We start from the raw sequence: 22239 nt of genomic DNA, 5'->3' as shown, positions 1-22239 counted from the left end.
CTCATGCGTAAAGAGACCCGTTTTAAATTCAATCAGTACCTGAGCCGTATCGCCGAACTGAACGGCATTGCGACCAGCGACCTCGACAAAAAATTCACTGTCGAGCCGTCGGTGACGCAGACCCTGTTTGACAAAATCCAGCAGTCGTCCAGCTTCCTGAAGCTCATCAACATGGTGACGGTTGGCGAACTGACCGAAGAGAAGGTCGGCATCGATGTGACCGGCTCCATTGCCAGCACCGCTGACACCGACGGCGGGGTCGAGCGTAAAACCGCTGATTTCTCAAAAATGGATGCGTACCGCTATTTCTGCCATCCGGTGAACTTCGACTACCACCTGAAGTACAACAAACTCGACCTGTGGGCGCGTTTTCAGGATTTCCAGATCCGGATCCGTAACGCCATCATCAAGCGTCAGGCACTGGATTACATCACCATCGGCTTTAACGGTGTGAGCCGGGCGGCGACGTCTGACCGTAGCAAAAACCCGTTACTTCAGGATGTGGCTGTCGGCTGGTTGCAGAAATACCGCAACGACGCGCCTGAGCGTGTGATGTCCAGCGTCACAGACGCTGACGGCACCGTGATTTCGAACACCATCAAAGTGGGTAAAGGTGGGCATTACGCCAACCTCGACGCACTGGTTATGGATGCGTTTGAGTCACTGGTCGCGGAAATTCACCGCGAAAACCCGGAAATGGTGGTCATCTGTGGTCGCCGTATCCTGACCGACAAATACTTCCCGATGATTAACAAATTCCAGGCGAACAGCGAACAGCTCGCCGGTGAGCTGATTATCAGCCAGAAAACCATCGGTCAGCTTCAGGCGGTGCGCGCGCCGTTCTTCCCGGCAAACAGCGTTTTCATTACCACGCTGGATAACATTTCGATTTATCTGTACGAGGACGGCCACCGCCGCCACATCGTCGAAAATCCGAAACTCGACCAGGTGGAAAACTACGAACAGGTCAAAGTCGATTTCGTTATCGAGGACTACGAGGCTGGTTGCCTGATTGAAAATATCGAGATCCTCGAGCCGGAAGAACCCGCCACCACAGAACCTGTGAGCGCGGAAGTCTTCGCGGCGGCAATGGTTAAAGCGATGCAGTCTCTGACAGGCGACGCACCGGCTGAAACCAACACCACTGACGGCACGGAGGCATAACCGATGGCAACCCCCGCACAGCGTCATGCGATGCGGGTCTCGGCTATCAGGGCATCGCAGCGGGATAACTCCCCGCTGCGTCATGCCTCACCTTACGAGCAGATGCTCGTCAAGCTGGCCGCAGACCGCCGGACGCTATCAGCAATTCGTTCTAAAGAACGCAAAGCGGATAAAAAACGCGAATTACTCCCGCTGTACCTGCCGTGGGTCGCTGGCGTACTGGAAAGCGGCACCGGCGCACAGGATGACATTCTGATGACGGTAATGCTCTGGCGTCTGGATGCGGGGGATATCACTGGCGCTGTCGAGATTGCGCGCTATGCCCTGCGTTTTGGCCTGTCGATGCCGGAAAACCATTCCCGCCCCGCGCCTTACATGCTGGCCGAAGAGGTCGCGCTCGCGGCTCTCCGAGCCCGTATCGCCGGTGAGCCGGTCGACGCTGCGCAACTGCTCGAGGTCATCGGGCTGACTGATGCCACCGATATGCCTGACGAAGTGCGCGCCCGACTGCATAAGGTCACCGGTCTGACCCTGCGTGATGCCGGTCAGCTTCCTGATGCGCTGGCGCACCTGCAACGCGCCTTACAGCTCGACACCAACGCCGGGGTAAGAAAGGACATTGAGACCCTCACTCGTGAGCTGAACCCGAAACCGGTCGTCGTCAAAAAAACGGCGCCGAAAGCCGCGAAAAAGGTACCCGCGAAAAAACAAAATTCACCGGTGAAACGAGGGCGGGGACGCCCGAAGAAAATCGCCGGTTAACAGAACGCGCCCCGCGCCGGGCGGCACGCTGGTCAATGTCGGTGATCCACCGTAACTGCGACCGGCGTCCACCGCCCACCTATTTACTGAGGTACTCATGACCATGATTGTGATGAATAACCCGGCGCAACAGCGCGACCCGATGGTCATCCCGCCGGTGCCGGTCGACGAGCCGGTGATTAAAAACACGGCCTTTTTCCCGGATGTTGACCCGAAGCGCATGCGCGAAGAAATGCGCCTCGAGCAGACCGTGACGCCGGTGCGTCTGCGCCGGGCGATTAAAACCGCGATGGCCGAGACCAACGCCGAGTTAACCGACTGGCGCGACCTTCAGCTCGCCGCCGGTTACCCGCGACTTGAGGATGTGCCAACGGATGAGCTCGACGGCGAAAGTGTGCGGGTTTTTCACTACTTCAACGCTGTTTGCTCGATGACGACCGCGACGCTGTACGAGCGTTACCGGGGCGTTGATGCCAGCGCCAAAGGTGACAAAAAGGCCGACAGCATCGATGACACCATCGATGAAATGTGGCGTGACATGCGCTGGTCGGTTGCCCGTATCCAGGACAAAGCGCGCTGCATCGTGGGGCAAATCTGATGAACGTCATCGCGCATCAGGGCGATACGCTCGACACATTATGTCAGCGCCATTACGGGCGCACTGAAGGTGTGGTCGAGGCGGTATTGCTGGCTAATCCGGGGCTCGCCGGGCTGGGTGTCGTCCTGCCACATGGCACGGCGGTCAGTCTGCCTGAAGTCGACGCCGCACCGGTATCGGAGACCGTGAATTTATGGGACTGACTGTGGATAAAATCACAACCTTTCTGACCTACTGGCTGTCAGTGGTGCTGGCGTATTTCGGTACGCAGACGCCGGAACGGCTCGCGCTTTATTTCGGGGGAAGCTGCGCCATTTTTACCGCGCTGGTTAACTTCTGGTACCAGCGAAAGAAATACCGCTATCTCGTCTCGATGGGGATTGATAAGGGGGTTATTCGTGGGCTCATTCGTTAAACGTTGCAGTGCGGCTGTCGTGCTGGCGCTGGCGGCACTGGTGCCTGATTTTCGTTTGCTTCACACCTCGCCGGAGGGGCTTGCGCTGATTGCCGACCTCGAGGGTTGTCGGTTGCGCCCTTACCAGTGCAGCGCGGGCGTGTGGACGTCAGGCATCGGCCACACTGCCGGGGTGGTACCGAAACGGGATATCACCGAGAAGGAGGCCGCCGCGAATCTGGTCGCCGACGTGCTGAACGTTGAGAAACGACTCGCGGTCTGTGTGCCGGTGGACATGCCATCCGCCGTCTATGACGCGCTGGTCAGCTTCGCTTTTAACGTCGGCACCGGCGCGGCCTGTCGCTCGACGCTGGTGTATCACCTGAAACACCGGCAATGGTGGCAAGCCTGTGACCAGCTCACTCGCTGGGTTTTTGTGAATGGTGAGCGTAATACCGGGCTCGAAAACCGCCGTTTTCGTGAGCGCACTTACTGCCTGAAGGGGGCGAAATGAAAACGATAGTCGTGTTGTTAGTGCTGGCCGTGGCCGGGCTACTCTGGATGCGTCACGAAAACACCAGTCTGACCCGCTCCCTTGAGCGGGCAAATAAAGTCGCCGGTGACCAAAAAACGGTGATTACCATGCTGAAAAGCCAGCTTAAAACGGCCTCCCGTATCCGTGGGGAAAATGAGACCGCTCAGGTCTTACTGCGCGGTGAGCTCATCGATGCCGGAGCGCGGGCACAACGTCGGGAACAGACCATTACGAGGTTACTCAATGAAAATGAACAGCTTCGCCGCTGGTATAGCGCTGATTTACCTGATGCTGTGCGCCGGTTGCACCAGCGCGCCGCCTGCGCCGACGCCGGTGATTGTCTACAACGCATGCCCGAGGGTCAGTCTTTGCCCGATGCCGGAAAGTGACCCGTCCACCAACGGTGACCTGAGCGCGGATATACGCCAGCTCGAAAGCGCCCTCGAGCGCTGTGCGCTTCAGGTCAGAACAATAAAAAACTGTCAGGATAAAATCGATGTACAAGCCGAAGAGTCTGCGAAAAGCCTTAACTGACGCCGTGCCGGTGCTGGCACGTAACCCCGATATGATGCGTGTCTTTATCGATAACGGGAATCTTGCCTCGACGCTGGCGACGTCGCTGTCGTTTGAGAACCGGTACACGCTGAATGTGGTGGTGACCGACTTCACGGATGATATCGAGCTGTTACTCGTCCCGATTCAGGCATGGTTACGCATTCATCAGGCTGACATTATGACAACCGATGAAGGGCGTAAAAAGGGCTTCACCTATTTTGCTGATATCAATGACAACGACAGCGCTGATATCAGTATCAGCCTGATGCTGACCGAGCGCACTATCGTTAAAGAGCAGGGGGATAGGCTCCACGTCGAACAGGCAGAGGAGCCGCAACCGCCGGAACCCGTTACCCGGCCAGTTGAGCTGTATGTTAACGGTGAGCCCGTGAGTCGCTTGCATGAATGACTTTAAACCCTTTGACGATAAGCTCGCGGGGCTGATAGCGGCGCTGTCACCTGCCGCCCGTCGCAGAATGGCCGCAGATATCGCGAAGACTCTGCGAGCCCGTCAACAGCGCCGGATTAAAACGCAGAAAGCACCGGACGGCACACCTTACGCCGCCCGAAAGCGCCAGCCTGTAAAAGCCAAAAAAGGCCGGGTTAAACGGGAAATGTTCGCCAAACTCCGCACCAGTCGCTTTATGAAAGCCACGGCGGGAAATAATGCGGCGGTCGTGGAGTTTACCGGCAAGGTGCAACGGATTGCAAATGTGCATCAGTACGGCTTAAATGACCGTCCAAACCGCAATAGCCACTACATGAAGTATGAGATGCGCCCATTGTTTGGTTTTAATGAAGAAAGTAATAAGCAGGTTGAAAATGTGATCTTGACTATGTTAATGAAAAATAAATAATGTTGAGAATGAGATTTCTATACATAGATTAATACTTGAAATGCCAATTGTGGCTACTGACTTTTAAATATGAATTTTTATGAAGCGATCTGTTTATTTATCTCTGTGTTCGATTTTTTTCTTATCTGGCTGTGTACATTTTGACTTTAGTGATAATTGCAAGGGGGTGGTGTATTACGAACCCGTTCCTTATTTGTATCCACGAGCTATTCTGAACTAGAAAAAATGTAAGAGCACTGTTGCAGTAATAATGATACCGGGCAAGAAGCGAGTCATAACACCTGTTACAGGGGTAATGGGGATCTCAAACCTTTCAACCAAATTTGACAAAGGATTTATCACAGAGTTTGGGCAAAGTGGAGATTCAAAAGCCGCTGAAAAGTTAGGTTCCATCGCAAGGTTGTTACCAGCACTTGCCGGGGCTGGTCTTGCGTCAACAGATGGATCACCCCAAAGACCAAAGCCGACAAAAAATGACTGCCCAGCGTCAGCAGTGATGTACCTCATAAATAATGGCGTTCCGGACTTAAGTAACCCAACTGATTTTGCTGCAACACAGCCACTACCTTCTGCTAGACATGGAGATTCAATGGGGCAGGTTTTGAACAAGTAAAGTATTTGATTGGTAAGTTATAAATCCGTTCGAATTGCCGCTAATTAATAATCAGCGGCAATTTTTCGCAAGCATTAATAATTCAAAGCATATAATTTATCCCTGAAGAATATGCTCGTCAGTTTCGTAAGCTACGCTTGGGTAGTATTTTTTGTAATGTATTCCAAACAATTGTTTGCCTGGAAGATTTTTTACTAAATTATATTTAGTAATGAGTTTTGGGGGGGGCGAGTCATTGACTAATGGTTCAGATGAAAACTCCCATTTCATCCCAATGCTAGAAATGCTGTTTACCAATAAAAGTGCTTGCTCATAAGTGGAAAGCTGTGCACGTAACATTTTTCCGTAAGAATACTGACGTTCCTTGCTTAGGGCTTTATTTTCTTCCAAATATCTGTAGCTTTGATATAAATGTCTAAAATAATGCCCTAACCTGAACTGATGTCCACCATAATATTTATTATAACTACGTTGCATGTCAAGCTCTATTGCAAAGAGTGAAAGGTTAGATGTTTGCTCAGGATGTGCTCTGTTCTTGTAAAGTTCATCAATCAACAAATGCAACTTATCAAGTTCCATTTTTCTAATTGTTTTCCATTTTAAGAATCTATCGGTATTCGATTGTTTTGGTTTTAATTTTATAAAGTAAAGTAACTTGTGATAATAATCTGCATTGTATTTTTTTCTGAATAAGTTTCTTAAGATGGCTTCTCCCTCCTCTCCAACACCGTAAAATACCATGCAGTAAGCTATATCAATGCGTGCCATATCTATAGGGCTGACTTCAAGACCATTATCTGTGATTATCTTATTTAGAAAAGAAAGATGCTTTTGTGAAATGTAGTCGCTGGATTTTTTTGAGTTAGAAAATTTACAAACTTCCCTGTAGCACTCACTAAACTCTTTAAATATAACCCTCATTACTTGTCTGTTTTCATATGTTTCGAATTTCTCAGAGTTGTTAGCTACGGGTTTGTTATATTTCATTTCGCTTACATTATCTCTGTGTAATCTAATCATTTCAAAGAAAATGGCTTCGAATGCAGTTCTTTTATTCTCCTTTGATTGTTCTTGGAATGTTAGATATATAAAAAATGTTCCAGCTAATGCGAACAGAGTTCCTACTACACCTCCGACAAAATCACCAAATTGACCTGTGACCTCATAGTTGGTTTTAGATGTGGGCCATGCGGAATATCCATCAATACCGGACTTCAGAATAAAATATGCAAAAACAAATAGCCCCATAGCAACAATTATTATGGAAAAGATTTTGATTGATTTATTCATTGATACATTTCTCTTGTGCTTCTCTTGGTTTTAGTGGTGATGCGATCTTCGGATATTCTAACCAAATGACAATAATTGTCTATTAAGCAATCAAAAGTAATCACTCCAAGCGAATTCGCTCAATATATCAGTTCTTAGTTGTTGTGGCATCCCTCCCAAAACTTCGTCCAATTGCCGTCGAATGCCCCTAGCGGCATCCTTTCCCACATGAAAACTCAATCAACTCTTCAGGACATTCTGCGTCTGTTGCGCAACCTTATCCGCACCGGCGTTATCGTCGAGGTTGACCTCGATGACGGGCGTTGTCGTGTCCAGACCGGCGGCATCATTACCGACTGGCTTCAGTGGCTGACGGCTCGTGCCGGTCGTTCTCGCACGTGGTGGGCTCCCTCTGTGGGTGAGCAGGTTTTATTGCTGGCCGTGGGCGGTGAGCTCGATACCGCCTTTGTGCTGCCCGGTATTTTTTCTGATGACCACCCCGCGCCGTCGGTATCGGCTGATGCATTTCACATCGCCTTTCCTGATGGTGCGGTTATCGAGTACGAACCGGAGACCGGCGCACTGACCGTGAGCGGCATTAAAACCGCAGACATTACGGCGTTGGATTCCATCGTCGTGGCGGTGCCGGAGGTGACGGTGAAATCTGAGACCCGCATCACTCTCGATACCCCGGAAGTGGTCTGCACCAACAAACTGACGACCGCCAAGCTTGAGGTCACCATAAGCGGCACGATGAAAGGCGATATCACCCATACCGGCGGCTCGCTGTCTTCAAACGGAAAAGTGCTGCATTTGCATAAACACCCCGGTGATAGCGGCGGTGAAACAGGGACACCACTATGACAATACGTTACATCGGCATGAACCGAGAGAACGGGCGCGCCATCGCTGACGCCGATCACATCCGTCAGAGCTGTGGCGATATTCTGCGAACGCCGGTCGGATCTCGCGTGATGCGCCGCGATTATGGCTCGCTGCTGTTCTCTCTGATTGATATGCCGCAGACCGACGCGCTGAGGCTGCAAATTATGTGCGCCTGTTATATGGCGCTGCTGAAGTGGGAGCCGCGCATCAGCATCAGCTCGCTGACGGTCGAACGGCAGTTTAACGGTCAGATGATTGTTGAGCTACCGGTGATGACGAAGAGGCCCAGGCGCAAACCATTTCTAACATCATCGGAACCACAGATGAGAACGGCAAATATACCGGGCTGAAAGCACTGTTAACGGCGAAAGCGGTCACCGGTGTTAAGCCACGTATTCTCGGTGTGCCGGGTCTCGATACTCAGGAGGTGGCGACCGCGCTTGTCTCCGTGGCTCAGAAGCTACGTGCTTTCGCCTATGTCAGCGCGTGGGGCTGTAAAACCATTTCTGACGTCATTGCCTATCGTGAGAATTTCAGCGCGCGCGAACTCATGATTATCTGGCCTGAATTCCTCGGATGGGATACCACGACCAGCGCCACAACGACCAGCTACGCGACCGCCATCGCGCTGGGTCTGCGCGCCAAAATTGACAATGACACCGGCTGGCACAAAACCCTGTCAAACGTCGGCGTCAATGAGGTCACCGGTATCAGCGCATCCGTCTTCTGGGATTTGCAGGAAAAAGGCACCGATGCTGACCTGCTGAATGAGGCCGGTGTTACCACGCTGATTCGTGCCGATGGTTTCCGCTTCTGGGGTAACCGTAATTGCTCCGATGACCCGCTGTTTCAGTTTGAGAACTACACCCGCACTGCACAGGTCATTGCCGACACAATGGCCGAGGGGCATATGTGGGCGAACGATAAGCCCATCACCGCGACGCTGATTCGCGACATTATCGACGGCATCAACGCGAAATTCCGCGAGCTGAAAAGCGGCGGTTACATCATCGATGCGATGTGCTGGTTCGACGAAGAGGCCAACAGCAAAGAAACCCTGAAGGCCGGGAAACTGTTTATCGATTATGACTATACGCCGGTGCCGCCACTCGAACACCTGACCTTACGCCAGCGCATCACCGATAAATATCTGGCGAATCTTATCTCGTCCGTCAACAGCAAATAAGGAGCCTGACAAATGGCATTACCGCGCAAGCTCAAACTCATGAACCTGTTTATCGACGGGGTGAGTTATCTCGGCGTCGTGCAGTCCGTCACGTTGCCAAAATTAACCCGCAAGTTCGAGAAGTATCGCGGCGGCGGGATGAATGGCTCAGCCTCGGTTGACCTTGGCCTCGATGACGATGCGCTGTCGGCTGAAATCTCGCTCGGCGGTTTTCCTGATGATGCTGTCTGGTCGTTATATGCCGCCACCGGTACGGCCTCCGTGCCGCTACGTTTTGCCGGGTCTTACCAGCGTGATGACACCGGCGAGACCGTGCCGGTTGAGGTTGTTCTCCGTGGACGTCAGAAAGAAATCGACCTCGGCGAAGCCAAGCAGGGCGAGGACACTGAGTCGAAAATCTCGCTCGAGTGCTCGTACTACAAGCTGACCCTCAACGGTAAAGATATGGTCGAAATTGACACCGTGAACCTCGTCGAAATGGTGAACGGTACCGACATGCTCGAGGCACACCGCCAGAATATCGGCCTGTAATTATTGTCCCGGTCAGCATGGCTGGCCGGTCATCCTGAAACCTGAATTTAATGAGAAATATCATGGAAAAAACTAACGAAAATATCGTCACTCTGATTAAACCCATCAAGCGCGGTGAGCAGGTTATTTCCGATGTCACCCTGTTAAAACCGTGTGCCGGAACCCTTCGCGGCGTCAGCCTGGCATCTGTCGCAAACTCTGACGTCGATGCGCTGATTAAAGTGCTGCCGCGCATGACCATGCCGTCGCTGACTGAACAGGAAGCCGCCGCGCTGGAGCTGCCCGACCTGCTGTCGTTTGCCGGTAAGGTGGTCGGTTTTTTGTCACCGAGTTCGGCGGCGTAACCTTCCCGAAAAAACTCTCGGTCGATGACCTGATGGCTGACATAGCGGTAATTTTCCACTGGTCGCCATCAGACCTTTATCCCATGAGCCTGACCGAGCTCGTCAACTGGCGCGAACTCGCGCTACAGCGAAGCGGAAACACGAATGAGTAATAACCTCAAACTCGAAGTGCTGCTGAAAGCTGTCGACCAGGCGACCCGACCCTTTAAAGCGATCCAGACGGCGAGTAAATCGCTGTCTGGTGATATCCGCACGACTCAGCAATCCCTGCGTGAATTGAATGGTCAGGCATCGAAAATCGATGGTTTTCGTAAAACCAGTGCGCAACTGGCGGTAACCGGTCAGTCGCTGGAAAAAGCAAAACAGGAAGCTGAAGCGCTGGCGGTGCAGTTTAAAAACACGGAACGGCCAACAGCGGCACAGGCCAGAGTGCTGGAGTCAGCGAAACGTGCGGCTGATGGGTTACAGACGAAATATAACAGCCTCACGCAGTCAGTTAAGCGGCAACAGGCCGAGCTCGGTAAAGCGGGGATAAATACCCGCAACCTGACGAATGATGAAAACCGCCTGAAAAATAATATCAGCGAAACGACCGCACAGCTTAACCGACAGCGTGAAGCACTGGCGCGTGTCAGCGCGCAACAGGCGAAACTGAGTGCGGTTAAATCCCGCTATGAATCCGGGCAAAAGCTCGCTGCCGGTGCGCGTAATGTCGGTGTGGCCGGTGCTGGGATGGCGACTGCCGGTGTGGTTGCCGGTGGCGCAGTGCTGAAACCCGGCTTTGATTTTTCGCTGAAGAACTCAGAGCTTCAGGCTGTACTCGGTCTCGATAAAGAATCGCCCGAAATGAAGGCGTTAAAGGGGCAAGCCAGAACGCTGGGCGATAATACGGCTGCATCTGCTGATGACGCCGCAGCGGCACAAATTATCGTGGCAAAATCAGGTGCAGATAAAGACGGTATTCTCGCGCAGACGCCCGCCATTCTGAATATGTCGCTCGCGAATAAAGAAACGATGGAGGATAACGCAAAGTTACTCATCGGTACGAAATCCGCTTTCGGTCTCGCTGATGACAAGGCAACGCATATTGCCGATGTGATCTCGATGACCATGAATAAATCACAGGCCACCTTTGCCGGGTTAAGTGACTCACTGACTTATGTCGCGCCGGTCGCAAAAAATGCGGGGGTGAGCCTGGAAGAAACCGCCGCGATGATTGGCGCGCTTCATGACAACAATATCACCGGCTCGATGGCCGGTACCGGTAGCCGTGCCGTGTTAAGTCGATTACAGGCACCAACCGGCAAGGCATATGACGCGATTAAAGAGCTGGGCGTTAAAACGATGGACAGCAAGGGCAATACCCGCCCGATTTTCTCCATCCTTAAAGAAATGCAGGCCAGCTTTGAGAAAAATAACCTCGGTACCGGCCAGCGCTCAGAGTACATGAAAGCGATTTTCGGTGAAGAGGCCAGCTCATCGGCCAGTGTCCTGATGACCGCAGCGGCCAGCGGAAAACTGGATAACCTGACCCGTCTGATTAAAAGCTCGGACGGCAAAACTGAAGAGCTGGTCAAGGTCATGCAGGACAATCTCGGCGGCGACTTTAAAGAGTTTCAGTCAGCCTATGAGGCGGTCGGAACTGACCTTTATGACCAGCAAGAGGAGTCGCTTCGCAAGCTCACCCAGACGGCCACAAAATACGTATTACAGCTTGATGGCTGGATACAAAAAAATAAAGGACTTGCTCAGACCATCGGCCTTCTCGCCGGTGGTGCGCTTGGCCTCATCGCCGTGATTGGTGGTATTGGTCTGATTGCATGGCCGGTCATCGCCGGGATTAACGCCATTATTGCGGCGGCTGGCCTGCTCGGTGCGGTCTTTACGACAATCAGTGGCGGGGTTGTCGCTGCAATCGGTGCTATTACGTGGCCAGTCGTGGCCGTTGCGGCGGCGGTTGTCGCTGGCGCGCTGCTGATTCGCAAATACTGGGAGCCTGTCAGCGCCTTTTTCGGCGGTGTTATCGAGGGGCTGATGAGCGCCTTTGCGCCGGTCGGGGAAATGTTCGCGCCGCTGGCCCCCATTTTTGACGGCCTCGGGGAGAAACTTCGCGGTGTCTGGCAGTGGTTTAAAGACCTGATAGCGCCGGTAAAAGCGACTCAGGACACGTTAAACAGTTGCCGTAATGTTGGTGTCATGTTCGGTCAGGCGCTGGCTGATGCGCTGCTGATGCCGCTTAACGCCTTTAACAAGCTGCGAAGCGGCATTGACTGGGTGCTTGAAAAGCTCGGGGTTATCAACAAAGAATCCAGCTCGCTTGACCAGACCGCGGCGAAAGCCAGTGCGGCGACGCAGAACGGTTACAGCCCGGCTATCAGCTCTTACAACAGCTATCAGCCGGTCACGGCACCCGCCGGTAAAACCTACATCGACCAGAGTCGGCCAACCTATCAAATTAACGTGCCGGGCAACGGTATGCCGGGCGGTCGGTTAGGTAATGATTTACAGGATGCCTTAGAAAAATATGAGCGTGAGAAACGCGCCAAAGCCCGCGCAAGCATGATGCATGACTAAGGAGACCGATTATGATGCTGGCACTAGGTATGTTTGTTTTTATGCGTCAGACGTTGCCCTATCAGAGTATGCAGCGCAGCGCGGATTATAGCTGGGCGTCAAACTCCCGCGTCGGGAAGCGTGACGCCTTTCAGTATCTCGGTGAAGGGGAGGACAAAATCACCCTGAGCGGTGACCTGTATCCTGAGCTGACCGGCGGCAAGTTTTCGATGCTGACGCTTTATGCGATGGCTGAGCAGGGGCGAGCATGGTCGCTTATTTCTGGCTCAGGCTGGATTTACGGGATGTTTATTGTCAGCAATGTCTCGGAGACCGGCACTGTATTTTTTTGAGGACGGGTCGCCACGAAAAATCAGCTTTACTCTGTCACTGACCCGTGTCGATGAATCGCTCGCGGCGGTCTATGGCGATATCGGGAAACAGGCCGAAAGTCTGGTCGGTAAAGCGGGCGATCTGCTGTCTAAGGTGGGGGCTTAATCATGCTGGATATTATCACCGGCGCGGGTGCCACACTGACGCCCGATTTTATGCTGACACTGGAAAGAAAAGATATCACCGGCAATATCAGCGACCGGCTGATTAATCTCTCGATGACGGATAACCAGGGCTTTGAAGCTGACCAGCTCGACATTGAACTCGATGATTCTGACGGGCTTGTCGCGCTGCCGATTCGCGGCGCGGTGCTGTCACTGTATCTCGGCTGGAAAGGTTTCGCGCTCGTTGGTAAGGGGCGATTTACCGTCGATGAGGTGGAGCACCGGGGGGCACCGGATACGGTGACCATTCGCGCCCGTAGCGCTGATTTTCGCGGAACGCTCAATTCACGCCGCGAGGAATCATGGCACGACACCACACTCGGCGCTGTCGTCAGCGCGATAGCCGCCCGGAATAAATTAACGGCCAGCGTCGCGGATTCTCTTGCCGGGATAAAAATTCCGCATATCGACCAGTCGCAGGAATCCGACGCTGTTTTCCTGACTCGCCTCGCGGAACGCAACGGCGGCGCGGTATCGGTCAAAGTGGGTAAATTGCTGATGCTTAAAGCGGGAAGTGGTACGAAGGCCAGCGGAAAAGCTATCCCTCAGATTACTATCCAGCGTAGTGATGGCGACCGGCATCAGTTTGCTATTGCTGACCGTGGTGCTTACACCGGCGTAACGGCTAAATGGCTGCACACCAAAGACCCAAAACCGGCGAAGCAAAAGCAAGCGGTGAAGCTGAAGCGCAAGCCCAAAGAGCAGCACTTACGTGCGTTGCAGCATCCCAATGCAAAGAAGGTGAGCAGTAAAACCGCAGCGAAAAAGAAGAAAGAGCAGGAAGCCCGCGAGGGTGAATATATGGCCGGTGAGGCTGACAACGTTTTCGCACTGACGACCATTTATGCGACAAAGGCGCAAGCGATGCGCGCGGCTCAGGCGAAGTGGGATAAATTACAGCGTGGTGTTGCGGAGTTCTCAATCATGTTGGCAACTGGTCGGGAAGATATTTATCCAGAAATGCCGGTCAGGGTCTCGGGCTTTAAGAGCGTCATCGATGACCAGTCATGGATAATCAGCAAGGTGACCCATAACCTCGGCGGGAATGGCTTCACGACGGCTGTAGAGCTCGAGGTGATGCTCTCTGATGTGGAGTATGAAACGGATAGTGATGTGTCAGAAAATGACTATAAATAATTGTTTTATAAGTATTAAGTTGTTAAGAACAGATCATTGATTCCAACCGGTGAGGTGAAAAAATGTTTCATTGTCCTTTATGCCATACAGCCGCTCACGCGCGCACTAGTCGTTACTTTACTGATACCACCAAAGAGCGCTATCACCAGTGCACTAATATTAATTGTAGCTGCACGTTTGTAACGACTGAAACGGTCGAGCGATACATCGTCAAGCCGGGTGAAGTGGTACCGGCATTACCTCATCCGATGCCAAATGGTCAGCAATCAATACCTTGGATGTAGACACAAAAAAGCCCCGTGAATGCGGGGCTTTTTAATTCGATGTGGACGATGTGTGGACATCGGATAAAACAAATCCTTTTGTTTCATTTAGTTATGGTGAAAAATAAATCACCATCCCTGTCTTCCCCCACATGATGTGGGGTTTTTTTTTGCCTGAAAATTGTCACTGTCATAATCGCTGACTGTCTTACACCATCCGTTATACTACCGGCATGAGATGGCAGGAGTGTTTATGAATCAATCTTATGGGCGGTTAGTCAGTCGGGCGGCCATTGCCGCGACAGTGATGGCGTCGCTGTTACTTTTGATCAAAATTTTTGCGTGGTGGTACACCGGGTCGGTGAGTATTCTGGCGGCACTGGTCGACTCGCTGGTGGATATCGCCGCGTCGCTCACTAACCTGTTAGTGGTGCGCTATTCGCTGCAGCCAGCGGATGATGAACATACCTTTGGTCACGGCAAGGCGGAATCCCTGGCCGCGCTGGCGCAAAGTATGTTTATTTCCGGTTCGGCGCTGTTTTTGTTTTTAACCGGTATTCAGCATCTGATTTCACCTACCCCGATGAACGATCCTGGCGTGGGGGTTGTGGTTACCATTATCGCCCTGATATGTACTGTAGTGCTGGTCTCGTTTCAGCGCTGGGTGGTGAAACGGACGCAAAGTCAGGCGGTGCGGGCAGATATGCTTCATTATCAGTCTGATGTTATGATGAACGGTGCTATTCTCGTGGCGCTCGGTCTGGCCTGGTACGGCTGGCATCGTGCGGACGCGTTGTTTGCATTGGGGATTGGCATCTATATTTTATATAGTGCATTACGCATGGGCTATGATGCAGTGCAGTCGTTACTGGATCGTGCATTACCCGATGAAGAACGTCAGGAAATTTTTGAAATCGTGAAATCATGGCCCGGCGTCAGTGGTGCTCACGATCTCCGTACGCGGCAGTCAGGGCCGACCCGCTTTATTCAGATTCATTTGGAAATGGAAGATAATCTGCCGCTCGTTCAGGCGCATGTTGTGGCTGAACAGGTAGAGCAGGCGATTTTACGGCGTTTTCCGGGATCCGATGTCATTATCCATCAGGACCCGTGTTCCGTCGTCCCCAGGGAAGGTAAAAGGTTTGAGCTTTCGTAAGTGAGCGTAAAAAAGAGAGCCAGGCCCGCATTTTGTGTATAAATTACCGCCATTTGGCCTGACCTGAATCAATTCAGCAGGAAGTGATTGTTATACTATTTGCATATTCGTTGGATCGTCTCGCTATGCAGGATCGACTTCCGGCAACAGACTTCATTTTGCATTCCAAAGTTCAGAGGTAGTCATGATTAAGAAAATCGGTGTGTTGACAAGCGGCGGTGATGCGCCGGGCATGAACGCAGCAATCCGTGGTGTGGTGCGCGCAGCACTGACGGAAGGACTGGAAGTCATGGGTGTTTATGATGGCTACCTGGGTCTGTACGAAGACCGTATGGTGCAGCTTGACCGTTACAGCGTGTCCGACATGATTAACCGCGGTGGTACCTTCCTGGGTTCCGCACGCTTCCCGGAGTTCCGTGACGAAAACGTCCGCGCCGTGGCTATCGAAAACCTGAAAAAACGCGGTATTGACGCGCTGGTGGTGATCGGCGGTGACGGTTCTTACATGGGTGCAAAACGCCTGACTGAAATGGGCTTCCCGTGCATCGGCTTGCCTGGCACCATCGATAACGATATCAAAGGCACCGACTACACCATCGGTTACTTTACGGCGCTGGGCACCGTGGTTGAAGCGATTGACCGTCTGCGCGATACCTCATCTTCTCACCAGCGTATTTCTATTGTTGAAGTGATGGGCCGCTACTGTGGCGACCTGACTCTGGCAGCGGCGATTGCCGGTGGCTGTGAGTTCGTTGTGGTACCGGAAGTGGAATTCAGCCGGGACGATCTGGTCAACGAAATCAAAGCGGGCATCGCGAAGGGCAAGAAGCACGCTATCGTGGCGATCACTGAGCACATGTGCGACGTAGACGAACTGGCGCATTACATCGAGAAAGAGACGGGCCGTGAAACCCGTGCGACCGTCCTGGGTCACATCCAGCGCGGCGGTTCTCCGGTGCCTTACGACCGCATCCTGGCGTCCCGTATGGGTTCTTACGCCATTGAACTGCTGCTGGAAGGTCACGGTGGTCGTTGCGTCGGTATTCAGAACGAAAAACTGGTTCACCATGACATCATCGACGCTATCGAAAACATGCAGCGTCCGTTCAAAGGTGACTGGCTGGATTGCGCGAAGAAACTGTACTGATTCTTCTCTGCGCCTGATGGCGCTACGCTTATCCGGCCTACAGATCGCAAAGACGTGTAGGCCGGATAAGGCGTCAGTCACCATCCGGCATAAGCCCTTCATATATTCCCTCAAGTTATAGCCAATCTTTTTTTATTCTTTAATGTTTGGATTTCTTTCTGGCACGCTTTGCTCATCACAACACAACATAAGAGAGTTGGGCGATGAACAAATGGGGCGTGGGGTTAACTTTGCTGCTGGCATCCAGCGGCGTTCTGGCAAAGGATATTCAATTACTGAACGTGTCTTACGATCCAACGCGTGAGCTGTACGAGCAGTACAACAAAGCGTTTAGCGCACACTGGAAGCAAGAGACGGGCGATAACGTGGTGATTCGTCAGTCGCACGGCGGGTCGGGCAAACAGGCCACCTCGGTGATTAACGGTATCGAAGCGGATGTGGTGACGCTGGCGCTGGCCTATGATGTTGATGCAATTGCCGAGCGCGGTCGTATTGATAAAAACTGGATCAAACGCCTGCCTGACAACTCTGCGCCTTATACCTCCACCATTGTGTTCCTGGTTCGCAAAGGCAACCCGAAGCAAATTCATGACTGGAACGATCTGGTTAAACCTGGCGTCTCTGTGATCACCCCTAACCCGAAAAGTTCCGGCGGCGCTCGCTGGAACTACCTGGCGGCGTGGGGCTATGCGCTGCACCATAACAACGGCGATCAGGCGAAAGCCCAGGATTTCGTGAAGGCGCTGTTTAAAAACGTTGAAGTGCTGGACTCCGGCGCGCGCGGTTCCACCAATACCTTCGTGGAACGCGGCATCGGCGACGTGCTGATCGCCTGGGAGAACGAAGCGCTGCTGGCGACCAATGAACTGGGCAAAGATAAGTTCGAAATCGTGACGCCGAGCGAATCCATTCTGGCTGAGCCGACGGTCTCCGTCGTGGATAAAGTGACCGAGAAGAAAGGTACCCAGGCCGTGGCGGAAGCCTACCTGAAGTATCTCTACTCACCGGAAGGTCAAGAGATCGCGGCGAAAAACTACTACCGTCCGCGCGATGCAGAAGTGGCGAAGAAATACGAAAATGCGTTTCCGAAACTGAAACTCTTCACCATTGATGAGGTGTTCGGCGGCTGGACGAAAGCGCAGAAAGAACATTTCTCGAACGGCGGAACGTTCGATCAGATCAGCAAGCGTTAAGCGCGGATCGCAGAAGAGGCCCGGGGCATTTGCCGCCGGGCTTTTTTTATTTGTCATGATTTTGCGTTACTCTTGCAGGTCGTTGAGATACAGGGAACGCGTTATGAAAAAAACTGGCTATGGGCTACTGGCCGCTGTCGTTATTGTTGCGGCAGCCGGTTTTGGCTACTGGAAGCTGGCCGGAAACCCGGATGCGTTGCGTAAGATTGTCCTTGAGCAATGTCTGCCCAATCAGTTGCAGCATCAAAACCCTGCGCCATGCGCCGAAGTGAAGCCCGGTGCCGGATACGTGGTCTTCAAAGACCGCAATGGCCCGCTGCAATATCTGCTGATGCCGACTTACCGCATTAACGGCACCGAGAGTCCGCTACTGGTGGAACAATTCACGCCGAATTTTTTCTGGCTGGCCTGGCAATCTCGCGACTTTATGAGCAAGACGTATGGTCAGGATATTCCGGACAGCGTCGTTTCGCTGGCAATCAATTCACGCAGCGGACGGACGCAAAATCATTTCCACATCCATATCTCCTGCCTGCGTCCTGATGTCAGGGCACAACTGGACGCTAATCAGGCCAAAATCAGCACCCGCTGGTTGCCGCTGCCGGGCGGACTGCGCGGACACGAATATCTTGCCCGTCGCGTGACGGAAAGCGAACTGGCGCAGCGCAGTCCGTTTATGATGCTGGCAGAAGAGGTGCCGGAGGCGCGCGAGCGGATGGGGAGCTACGCGTTGGCGTTGGCGCGCCAAAGCGATGACGCTTTTGTTCTGTTGGCGACACAGCGCAACTGGCTGACGTTTAACCGGGCGTCGGCGGAAGAAATCCAGGATCACGACTGCTCACTGCTCACCCAACCCTGAACGCGGTCCCGCCAGACTCTCGGCGTTTTTTTGCACAACCTCTCACTTCAGGCCAGCGATGATGTATCGTTGGTTAAATTAATGTGAAATCGATCAAAAGATATAAAGGTATACCTTTATATCTTTTGTGATTCCATTACACTCCCTCATAACGCCTGACCCTGACTGCCCGGATCATGCGTTAATCATAAAAGCTTTTATTTCACGTAGTTACGTCATCCTTTTTTCGACATTCTTGCGCCCAACGGCGCAAAAGGAATACCGATATGAAATTGTCTATCGTGGAAAAAATAGGTTTCGGCGCCGGGGATATGGCGATCAACGTAGTGATTATTGCCATGCAGCTACTGCTGGCATATTTCTACACCGATATTTACGGTTTACGTGCAGCAGATGTGGGTGTGCTGCTGGTGGTTGTGCGGATGATCGACGCCATTATCGATCCGGCAATGGGAATGCTGACCGATAAAGTCTCGACCCGCTGGGGGCGATATCGTCCGTGGTTGTTATGGTTTGCCATTCCGTTTGGTTTCGCCGTCTATCTGATGTTTATCACGCCGGATATGGCGTATACGGCGAAGCTGGCGTGGGCCTATTTTACTTACATCCTGATGACGCTGGTCTATACGGCGATCACCATCCCTTATATCTCTCTGATTGGCGTCATCACGGACGATCCGGGCGAGCGGTTGAGCGCCAACGGGTATCGTTTTGTGATGACTAAAATCGCCGCGTTTCTGGTGACGATTGTGGTTCCCATGCTGGCAGTCTGGCTGGGTCAGGGCAATAAAGCGCTGGGTTATCAGCTCTCTATGGGGTTGATGGGCGCGATGGGCGCAGTGCTGTTTATCTTCTGCTTTATGACCACCCGCGAACGCAGCGAGCCTGAACTGCCGTCACTGTCGGTAAAACAGCAGTTCGCCAATCTGCTGCGCAACGACCAGTGGCTGATTCTGGGCGTGGTGATTATGTTGCTGATGTGCGGCTACGTGATCCGTGGTTCGGTTGCCGCCTATTACGCCAAATATTATCTGAATGGTGGTGACAGCCTGATTTCACCGTTCCTGACCGTCGGCGTTGTGGCATCTATTCTGGCGATGATTGCGACCACATGGGTGACCAAGTTCTGGGACAAAATAAAAATGTTCCGCTACACCCAACTGATGACCTTCGTGCTGAGTATCGCCATGTACTTCTGCGTCGGGCAGCAAAACCTGATCCTCGCCTTTATCTTTTACTTTCTCATCAACTTCTTCTGCGACATGCAAATGCCGGTGTTCTGGTCTTCCATCGCGGAGGCGGTCGATTACGGGGAGAAGAAAACCGGGCTGCGCGTCTCCGGACTGGCTTTTGGCGGCATTCTGTTCTTTCAGAAATTCGGCATGGGGATTGCCGGCGGCGTCCTCGGCTTCCTGCTGAGCCACTTCGGCTACCAGGCGGATGTCCAACAGAGCGCGAGTTCGCTGGCAGGAATTGCGCTGATGATGACGCTCATCCCCGCCATCTTCCATCTGGTGGTTGGCGTCGTGATGAAAAAGTATCTGATCAACAACGATTATTACCGCGATATCCAGCGTGAACTGGCACAGCGTCAGGCGTGAGGAGGAGCAAATGAATCATCTCAATAAAGTCTGGGTGATTGGCGATGCGTCCGTGGATCTGGTGCCGGAAAGAACGGACTCTTACCTGAAATGTCCGGGCGGGGCATCGGCTAACGTCGCCGTTTGCGTCGCACGACTGGGAGGCGACTGCGGATTTATCGGCTGCCTTGGAGAGGATGATGCCGGGCATTTCCTTCGTCAGACGCTGGCAGACAACGGAGTGGACGTGGGTTCGCTACGCCTCGACCCGCAGCAAACCAGCGCGGTGCTGGTCGTTAATCTGACGCCAGAAGGTGAACGCAGTTTTACCTATCTGGTGCATCCCGGCGCGGACACCTTTGTCTCCGTGCAGGATTTACCGGCCTTCAGCGCTAACGAGTGGTTTTACTTCAGCTCGATTGGCCTGACCGACAGTCCGGCGCGCGAGGCGTGTCTGGAAGGTGCCAGACGCATGAAGGCGGCGAGCGGGCACGTTATGTTCGACGTCAACCTGCGCGTCAGCATGTGGCGGGATCGTCATGAAATCGCGCCCTTACTCGCACAGTCCATTGCGCTGGCCTCTATCTGCAAGGTCTCTGCCGATGAGTTGTGTTGGCTGGGTAAGGTCGAGCGCTGGCAGGACGCACGTTATCTGATGCGTGAACTCGGCTGCGATACCACCGTTATCTCACTGGGCGATGCGGGCGCGTATCTGGTGACGGCAGAGGGCGAATGCGCGTTCCCGACTGCGAAAATTTCCGTGGTGGACACCACCGGGGCAGGCGATGCCTTTGTTGGTGGGCTGCTCTATACCCTTTCACAGGCCGCTAACTGGGATAGCCGCCTGCTTGCTCAGGCGATTAGCACGGCCAACGCCTGTGGCGCGATGGTGGTCACGGCAAAAGGGGCAATGACCGCGCTGCCCTACCCGGAACAGCTCGCTGCCTTTCGCGCCAGTCATCCGCTGGAAAAATTATGCTAAACCGTTAAGGAGTCATTCATGCACGTTGAAATTAACAAAATACTGGGCTGCCTGATTGGTGCCGCTGCGGCGGACGCGATGGGCGCGGCGACCGAAGTGCGCACTCAGCAACAGATTCGCGAATACTTCGGTGGCTGGGTGACCGGTTTTGAGAAACCGCCCGCCGATACGTTTGGCCGCTGTAATGAGGCTGGAATGTGTACCGATGACTTTATTCAGGCGAAGTACATCATGGACGCCCTGTTACAGCATCATCGTCAGGTGAGCGATGAGGCGATGCGTGAAGCCTTTCAGCGCTGGCTGGCCTATCCGTATTATGCCAATTTTACCGGGCCAACAACCCGAGCCGCGATGAAAGCCATTTTTAACGATAACCGTGCGTCCCTGCAGGGGGAACTGGAAGGTGAGAAGCAGTCGGTACAGATTATCAACAAAGGCAACGCGGAAGCCACCAACGGCGCGGCAATGAAGATTTGGCCTGCCGCCGTATTGCATCCTGGCGATATTGAAAAAGCGATTCAGACTGCGCTGGATATCTGCCGTTTTACCCACAACAACGTGCTGGCAATGTCTGGTGCTGCGGCGATGGCGGCGGCGACCAGCGAAGCGCTACAGCCTGTGGCGAGTGCGGAAAGCATCATTGCGGCCGGGATTTACGGTGCCGACCGGGGCTATGCGCTGGCGGCAGAACAGGGCGCGATGATGGTCGCCGGGCCGTCGGTGGGGCGTCGTATCGAACTGGCGGTGGCGATCGGCAAACGCCACGCCCATTGGGAGACGGCGATTGTCGACATCGCCGATATCATTGGTTCCGGGCTGCACGTCAGCGAAGCCGTTCCGGCGGCGTTTGGTTTGTTCGCATGTTGTCCGAATTCTGCCGTTGATGCTATTATTTCCGCCGTTAATATCGGCAATGACACCGATACCGTCGCCACCATGGTTGGGGCACTCTCCGGCGCCTGGCACGGTGCTGATGCTTTTCCTGCCGACTATTTAACTACCGTTAATCGTATGAATCATTTCGATTTGGCTGAACTCGCCAGACAGATTAAAGGGTAGTGCGCTGCCCTGCGGGGGCGGCGACAACCGTCCCCGACTGGCAGACTTTCGAGGTAAATG

General features: G+C 53.2%; 27 protein-coding genes and 2 pseudogenes. 28 read left to right on the top strand and 1 reads right to left on the bottom strand.

The genetic code is table 11. The annotated features are described in order from the left end of the window. Positions 1-3 precede the first annotated feature (3 nt). From OGY35_RS12295 to OGY35_RS12245, 11 genes are all read left to right on the top strand, one after another. The gene (locus tag OGY35_RS12295; protein ID WP_286632400.1) at positions 4-1164 is read left to right on the top strand and encodes a phage major capsid protein, P2 family; all 1161 of its coding nucleotides are present in this window, start codon (positions 4-6) and stop codon (positions 1162-1164) included. 3 nt (positions 1165-1167) lie between these two features. Beyond that, the gene (locus tag OGY35_RS12290; RefSeq protein ID WP_286632399.1) at positions 1168-1926 is read left to right on the top strand and encodes a phage terminase small subunit; all 759 of its coding nucleotides are present in this window, start codon (positions 1168-1170) and stop codon (positions 1924-1926) included. A gap of 97 nt (positions 1927-2023) precedes the next feature. Beyond that, positions 2024-2524 (top strand): head completion/stabilization protein, encoded by a 501-nt coding sequence (locus OGY35_RS12285; RefSeq protein ID WP_213749367.1) that lies wholly within the window; start codon positions 2024-2026, stop codon positions 2522-2524. Then, positions 2524-2727 (top strand): tail protein X, encoded by a 204-nt coding sequence (locus tag OGY35_RS12280; protein WP_187251910.1) that lies wholly within the window; start codon positions 2524-2526, stop codon positions 2725-2727. Before OGY35_RS12285 ends, OGY35_RS12280 begins: the two co-directional genes overlap by 1 nt. Beyond that, positions 2718-2939, top strand: coding sequence for a phage holin family protein (locus tag OGY35_RS12275; RefSeq protein WP_286632398.1), 222 nt, complete (start codon positions 2718-2720; stop codon positions 2937-2939). The genes OGY35_RS12280 and OGY35_RS12275 overlap by 10 nt, the downstream gene beginning before the upstream one ends. Continuing rightward, positions 2923-3432: a lysozyme gene (locus OGY35_RS12270; protein WP_286632397.1), complete on the top strand. Its 510-nt coding sequence runs from the start codon at positions 2923-2925 to the stop codon at positions 3430-3432. Before OGY35_RS12275 ends, OGY35_RS12270 begins: the two co-directional genes overlap by 17 nt. Further along, on the top strand, positions 3429-3842 hold the full coding sequence (gene lysB, locus OGY35_RS12265; RefSeq protein ID WP_286632396.1) for an Rz-like lysis system protein LysB: 414 nt from the start codon (positions 3429-3431) through the stop codon (positions 3840-3842). The genes OGY35_RS12270 and lysB overlap by 4 nt, the downstream gene beginning before the upstream one ends. Beyond that, positions 3742-3987, top strand: coding sequence for an Rz1-like lysis system protein LysC (gene lysC / locus OGY35_RS12260; RefSeq protein WP_286632395.1), 246 nt, complete (start codon positions 3742-3744; stop codon positions 3985-3987). Before lysB ends, lysC begins: the two co-directional genes overlap by 101 nt. After that, positions 3950-4417, top strand: a complete 468-nt coding sequence (locus OGY35_RS12255) for a phage tail protein (RefSeq protein ID WP_286632394.1) — start codon at positions 3950-3952, stop codon at positions 4415-4417. Before lysC ends, OGY35_RS12255 begins: the two co-directional genes overlap by 38 nt. Then, entirely contained in the window at positions 4410-4865 is a 456-nt protein-coding gene (locus OGY35_RS12250; protein ID WP_286632393.1) for a phage virion morphogenesis protein, read from the top strand. The genes OGY35_RS12255 and OGY35_RS12250 overlap by 8 nt, the downstream gene beginning before the upstream one ends. A 295-nt stretch (positions 4866-5160) precedes the next feature. Continuing rightward, entirely contained in the window at positions 5161-5478 is a 318-nt protein-coding gene (locus tag OGY35_RS12245) for a hypothetical protein (RefSeq protein WP_286632392.1), read from the top strand. Between the two features lie 96 nt (positions 5479-5574). Here the strand turns inward: OGY35_RS12245 and OGY35_RS12240 are convergent, their stop codons facing one another. Next, positions 5575-6768, bottom strand: coding sequence for a putative phage abortive infection protein (locus OGY35_RS12240; protein ID WP_286632391.1), 1194 nt, complete (start codon positions 6766-6768; stop codon positions 5575-5577). Positions 6769-6975: 207 nt separating this feature from the next. Between OGY35_RS12240 and OGY35_RS12235 the strand changes: the two genes are divergently transcribed. The 17 genes and pseudogenes from OGY35_RS12235 (at position 6976) to OGY35_RS12155 (ending at position 22179) form a co-directional block, all read left to right on the top strand. After that, on the top strand, positions 6976-7611 hold the full coding sequence (locus OGY35_RS12235; RefSeq protein WP_286632390.1) for a phage baseplate assembly protein V: 636 nt from the start codon (positions 6976-6978) through the stop codon (positions 7609-7611). Next, complete coding sequence (locus OGY35_RS12230; RefSeq protein WP_286632389.1) at positions 7608-7982, top strand: GPW/gp25 family protein; 375 nt, start codon at positions 7608-7610, stop codon at positions 7980-7982. The genes OGY35_RS12235 and OGY35_RS12230 overlap by 4 nt, the downstream gene beginning before the upstream one ends. Next, positions 7916-8818: pseudogene (locus tag OGY35_RS12225) on the top strand (phage tail sheath protein); the annotation flags it as partial. The gene OGY35_RS12230 and the pseudogene OGY35_RS12225, both read left to right, overlap by 67 nt. A gap of 12 nt (positions 8819-8830) precedes the next feature. Further along, positions 8831-9349: a phage major tail tube protein gene (locus tag OGY35_RS12220; protein WP_286632388.1), complete on the top strand. Its 519-nt coding sequence runs from the start codon at positions 8831-8833 to the stop codon at positions 9347-9349. Positions 9350-9411: 62 nt separating this feature from the next. Further along, positions 9412-9693: a phage tail assembly protein gene (locus OGY35_RS12215; protein WP_023223220.1), complete on the top strand. Its 282-nt coding sequence runs from the start codon at positions 9412-9414 to the stop codon at positions 9691-9693. 32 nt (positions 9694-9725) lie between these two features. Further along, the gene (locus OGY35_RS12210; RefSeq protein ID WP_187251630.1) at positions 9726-9845 is read left to right on the top strand and encodes a GpE family phage tail protein; all 120 of its coding nucleotides are present in this window, start codon (positions 9726-9728) and stop codon (positions 9843-9845) included. Next, positions 9838-12267 (top strand): phage tail tape measure protein, encoded by a 2430-nt coding sequence (locus OGY35_RS12205; protein ID WP_286632387.1) that lies wholly within the window; start codon positions 9838-9840, stop codon positions 12265-12267. Before OGY35_RS12210 ends, OGY35_RS12205 begins: the two co-directional genes overlap by 8 nt. Positions 12268-12278: 11 nt before the next feature. After that, positions 12279-12744: pseudogene (locus OGY35_RS12200) on the top strand (phage tail protein). 2 nt (positions 12745-12746) lie between these two features. Continuing rightward, positions 12747-13940 (top strand): phage late control D family protein, encoded by a 1194-nt coding sequence (locus OGY35_RS12195; RefSeq protein WP_286632386.1) that lies wholly within the window; start codon positions 12747-12749, stop codon positions 13938-13940. 62 nt (positions 13941-14002) lie between these two features. Further along, the gene (locus OGY35_RS12190; protein ID WP_174331283.1) at positions 14003-14224 is read left to right on the top strand and encodes a DNA-binding transcriptional regulator; all 222 of its coding nucleotides are present in this window, start codon (positions 14003-14005) and stop codon (positions 14222-14224) included. 232 nt (positions 14225-14456) lie between these two features. After that, positions 14457-15359: a CDF family cation-efflux transporter FieF gene (fieF, locus tag OGY35_RS12185; protein ID WP_152401196.1), complete on the top strand. Its 903-nt coding sequence runs from the start codon at positions 14457-14459 to the stop codon at positions 15357-15359. Positions 15360-15543: 184 nt separating this feature from the next. Beyond that, on the top strand, positions 15544-16506 hold the full coding sequence (pfkA, locus tag OGY35_RS12180) for a 6-phosphofructokinase (RefSeq protein ID WP_152401199.1): 963 nt from the start codon (positions 15544-15546) through the stop codon (positions 16504-16506). A 203-nt stretch (positions 16507-16709) separates the two neighbouring features. Next, positions 16710-17699, top strand: coding sequence for a sulfate/thiosulfate ABC transporter substrate-binding protein Sbp (gene sbp / locus OGY35_RS12175; RefSeq protein ID WP_152401201.1), 990 nt, complete (start codon positions 16710-16712; stop codon positions 17697-17699). A gap of 103 nt (positions 17700-17802) precedes the next feature. Further along, a complete protein-coding gene (locus OGY35_RS12170) occupies positions 17803-18558 on the top strand; it encodes a CDP-diacylglycerol diphosphatase (RefSeq protein WP_152401203.1) in 756 nt (251 codons plus the stop codon). A 266-nt stretch (positions 18559-18824) separates the two neighbouring features. Beyond that, positions 18825-20159 (top strand): MFS transporter, encoded by a 1335-nt coding sequence (locus tag OGY35_RS12165; RefSeq protein WP_286632385.1) that lies wholly within the window; start codon positions 18825-18827, stop codon positions 20157-20159. A gap of 10 nt (positions 20160-20169) precedes the next feature. Continuing rightward, on the top strand, positions 20170-21120 hold the full coding sequence (locus OGY35_RS12160; RefSeq protein ID WP_286632384.1) for a PfkB family carbohydrate kinase: 951 nt from the start codon (positions 20170-20172) through the stop codon (positions 21118-21120). Positions 21121-21138: 18 nt separating this feature from the next. Further along, entirely contained in the window at positions 21139-22179 is a 1041-nt protein-coding gene (locus OGY35_RS12155; RefSeq protein ID WP_152401209.1) for an ADP-ribosylglycohydrolase family protein, read from the top strand. Positions 22180-22239: the final 60 nt, after the last annotated feature.

This window comes from Citrobacter sp. Ct235 (assembly GCF_030332305.1).
Taxonomy (GTDB): domain Bacteria; phylum Pseudomonadota; class Gammaproteobacteria; order Enterobacterales; family Enterobacteriaceae; genus Citrobacter_A; species Citrobacter_A telavivensis.
This window is presented reverse-complemented; position numbering and strand designations above follow the sequence as displayed.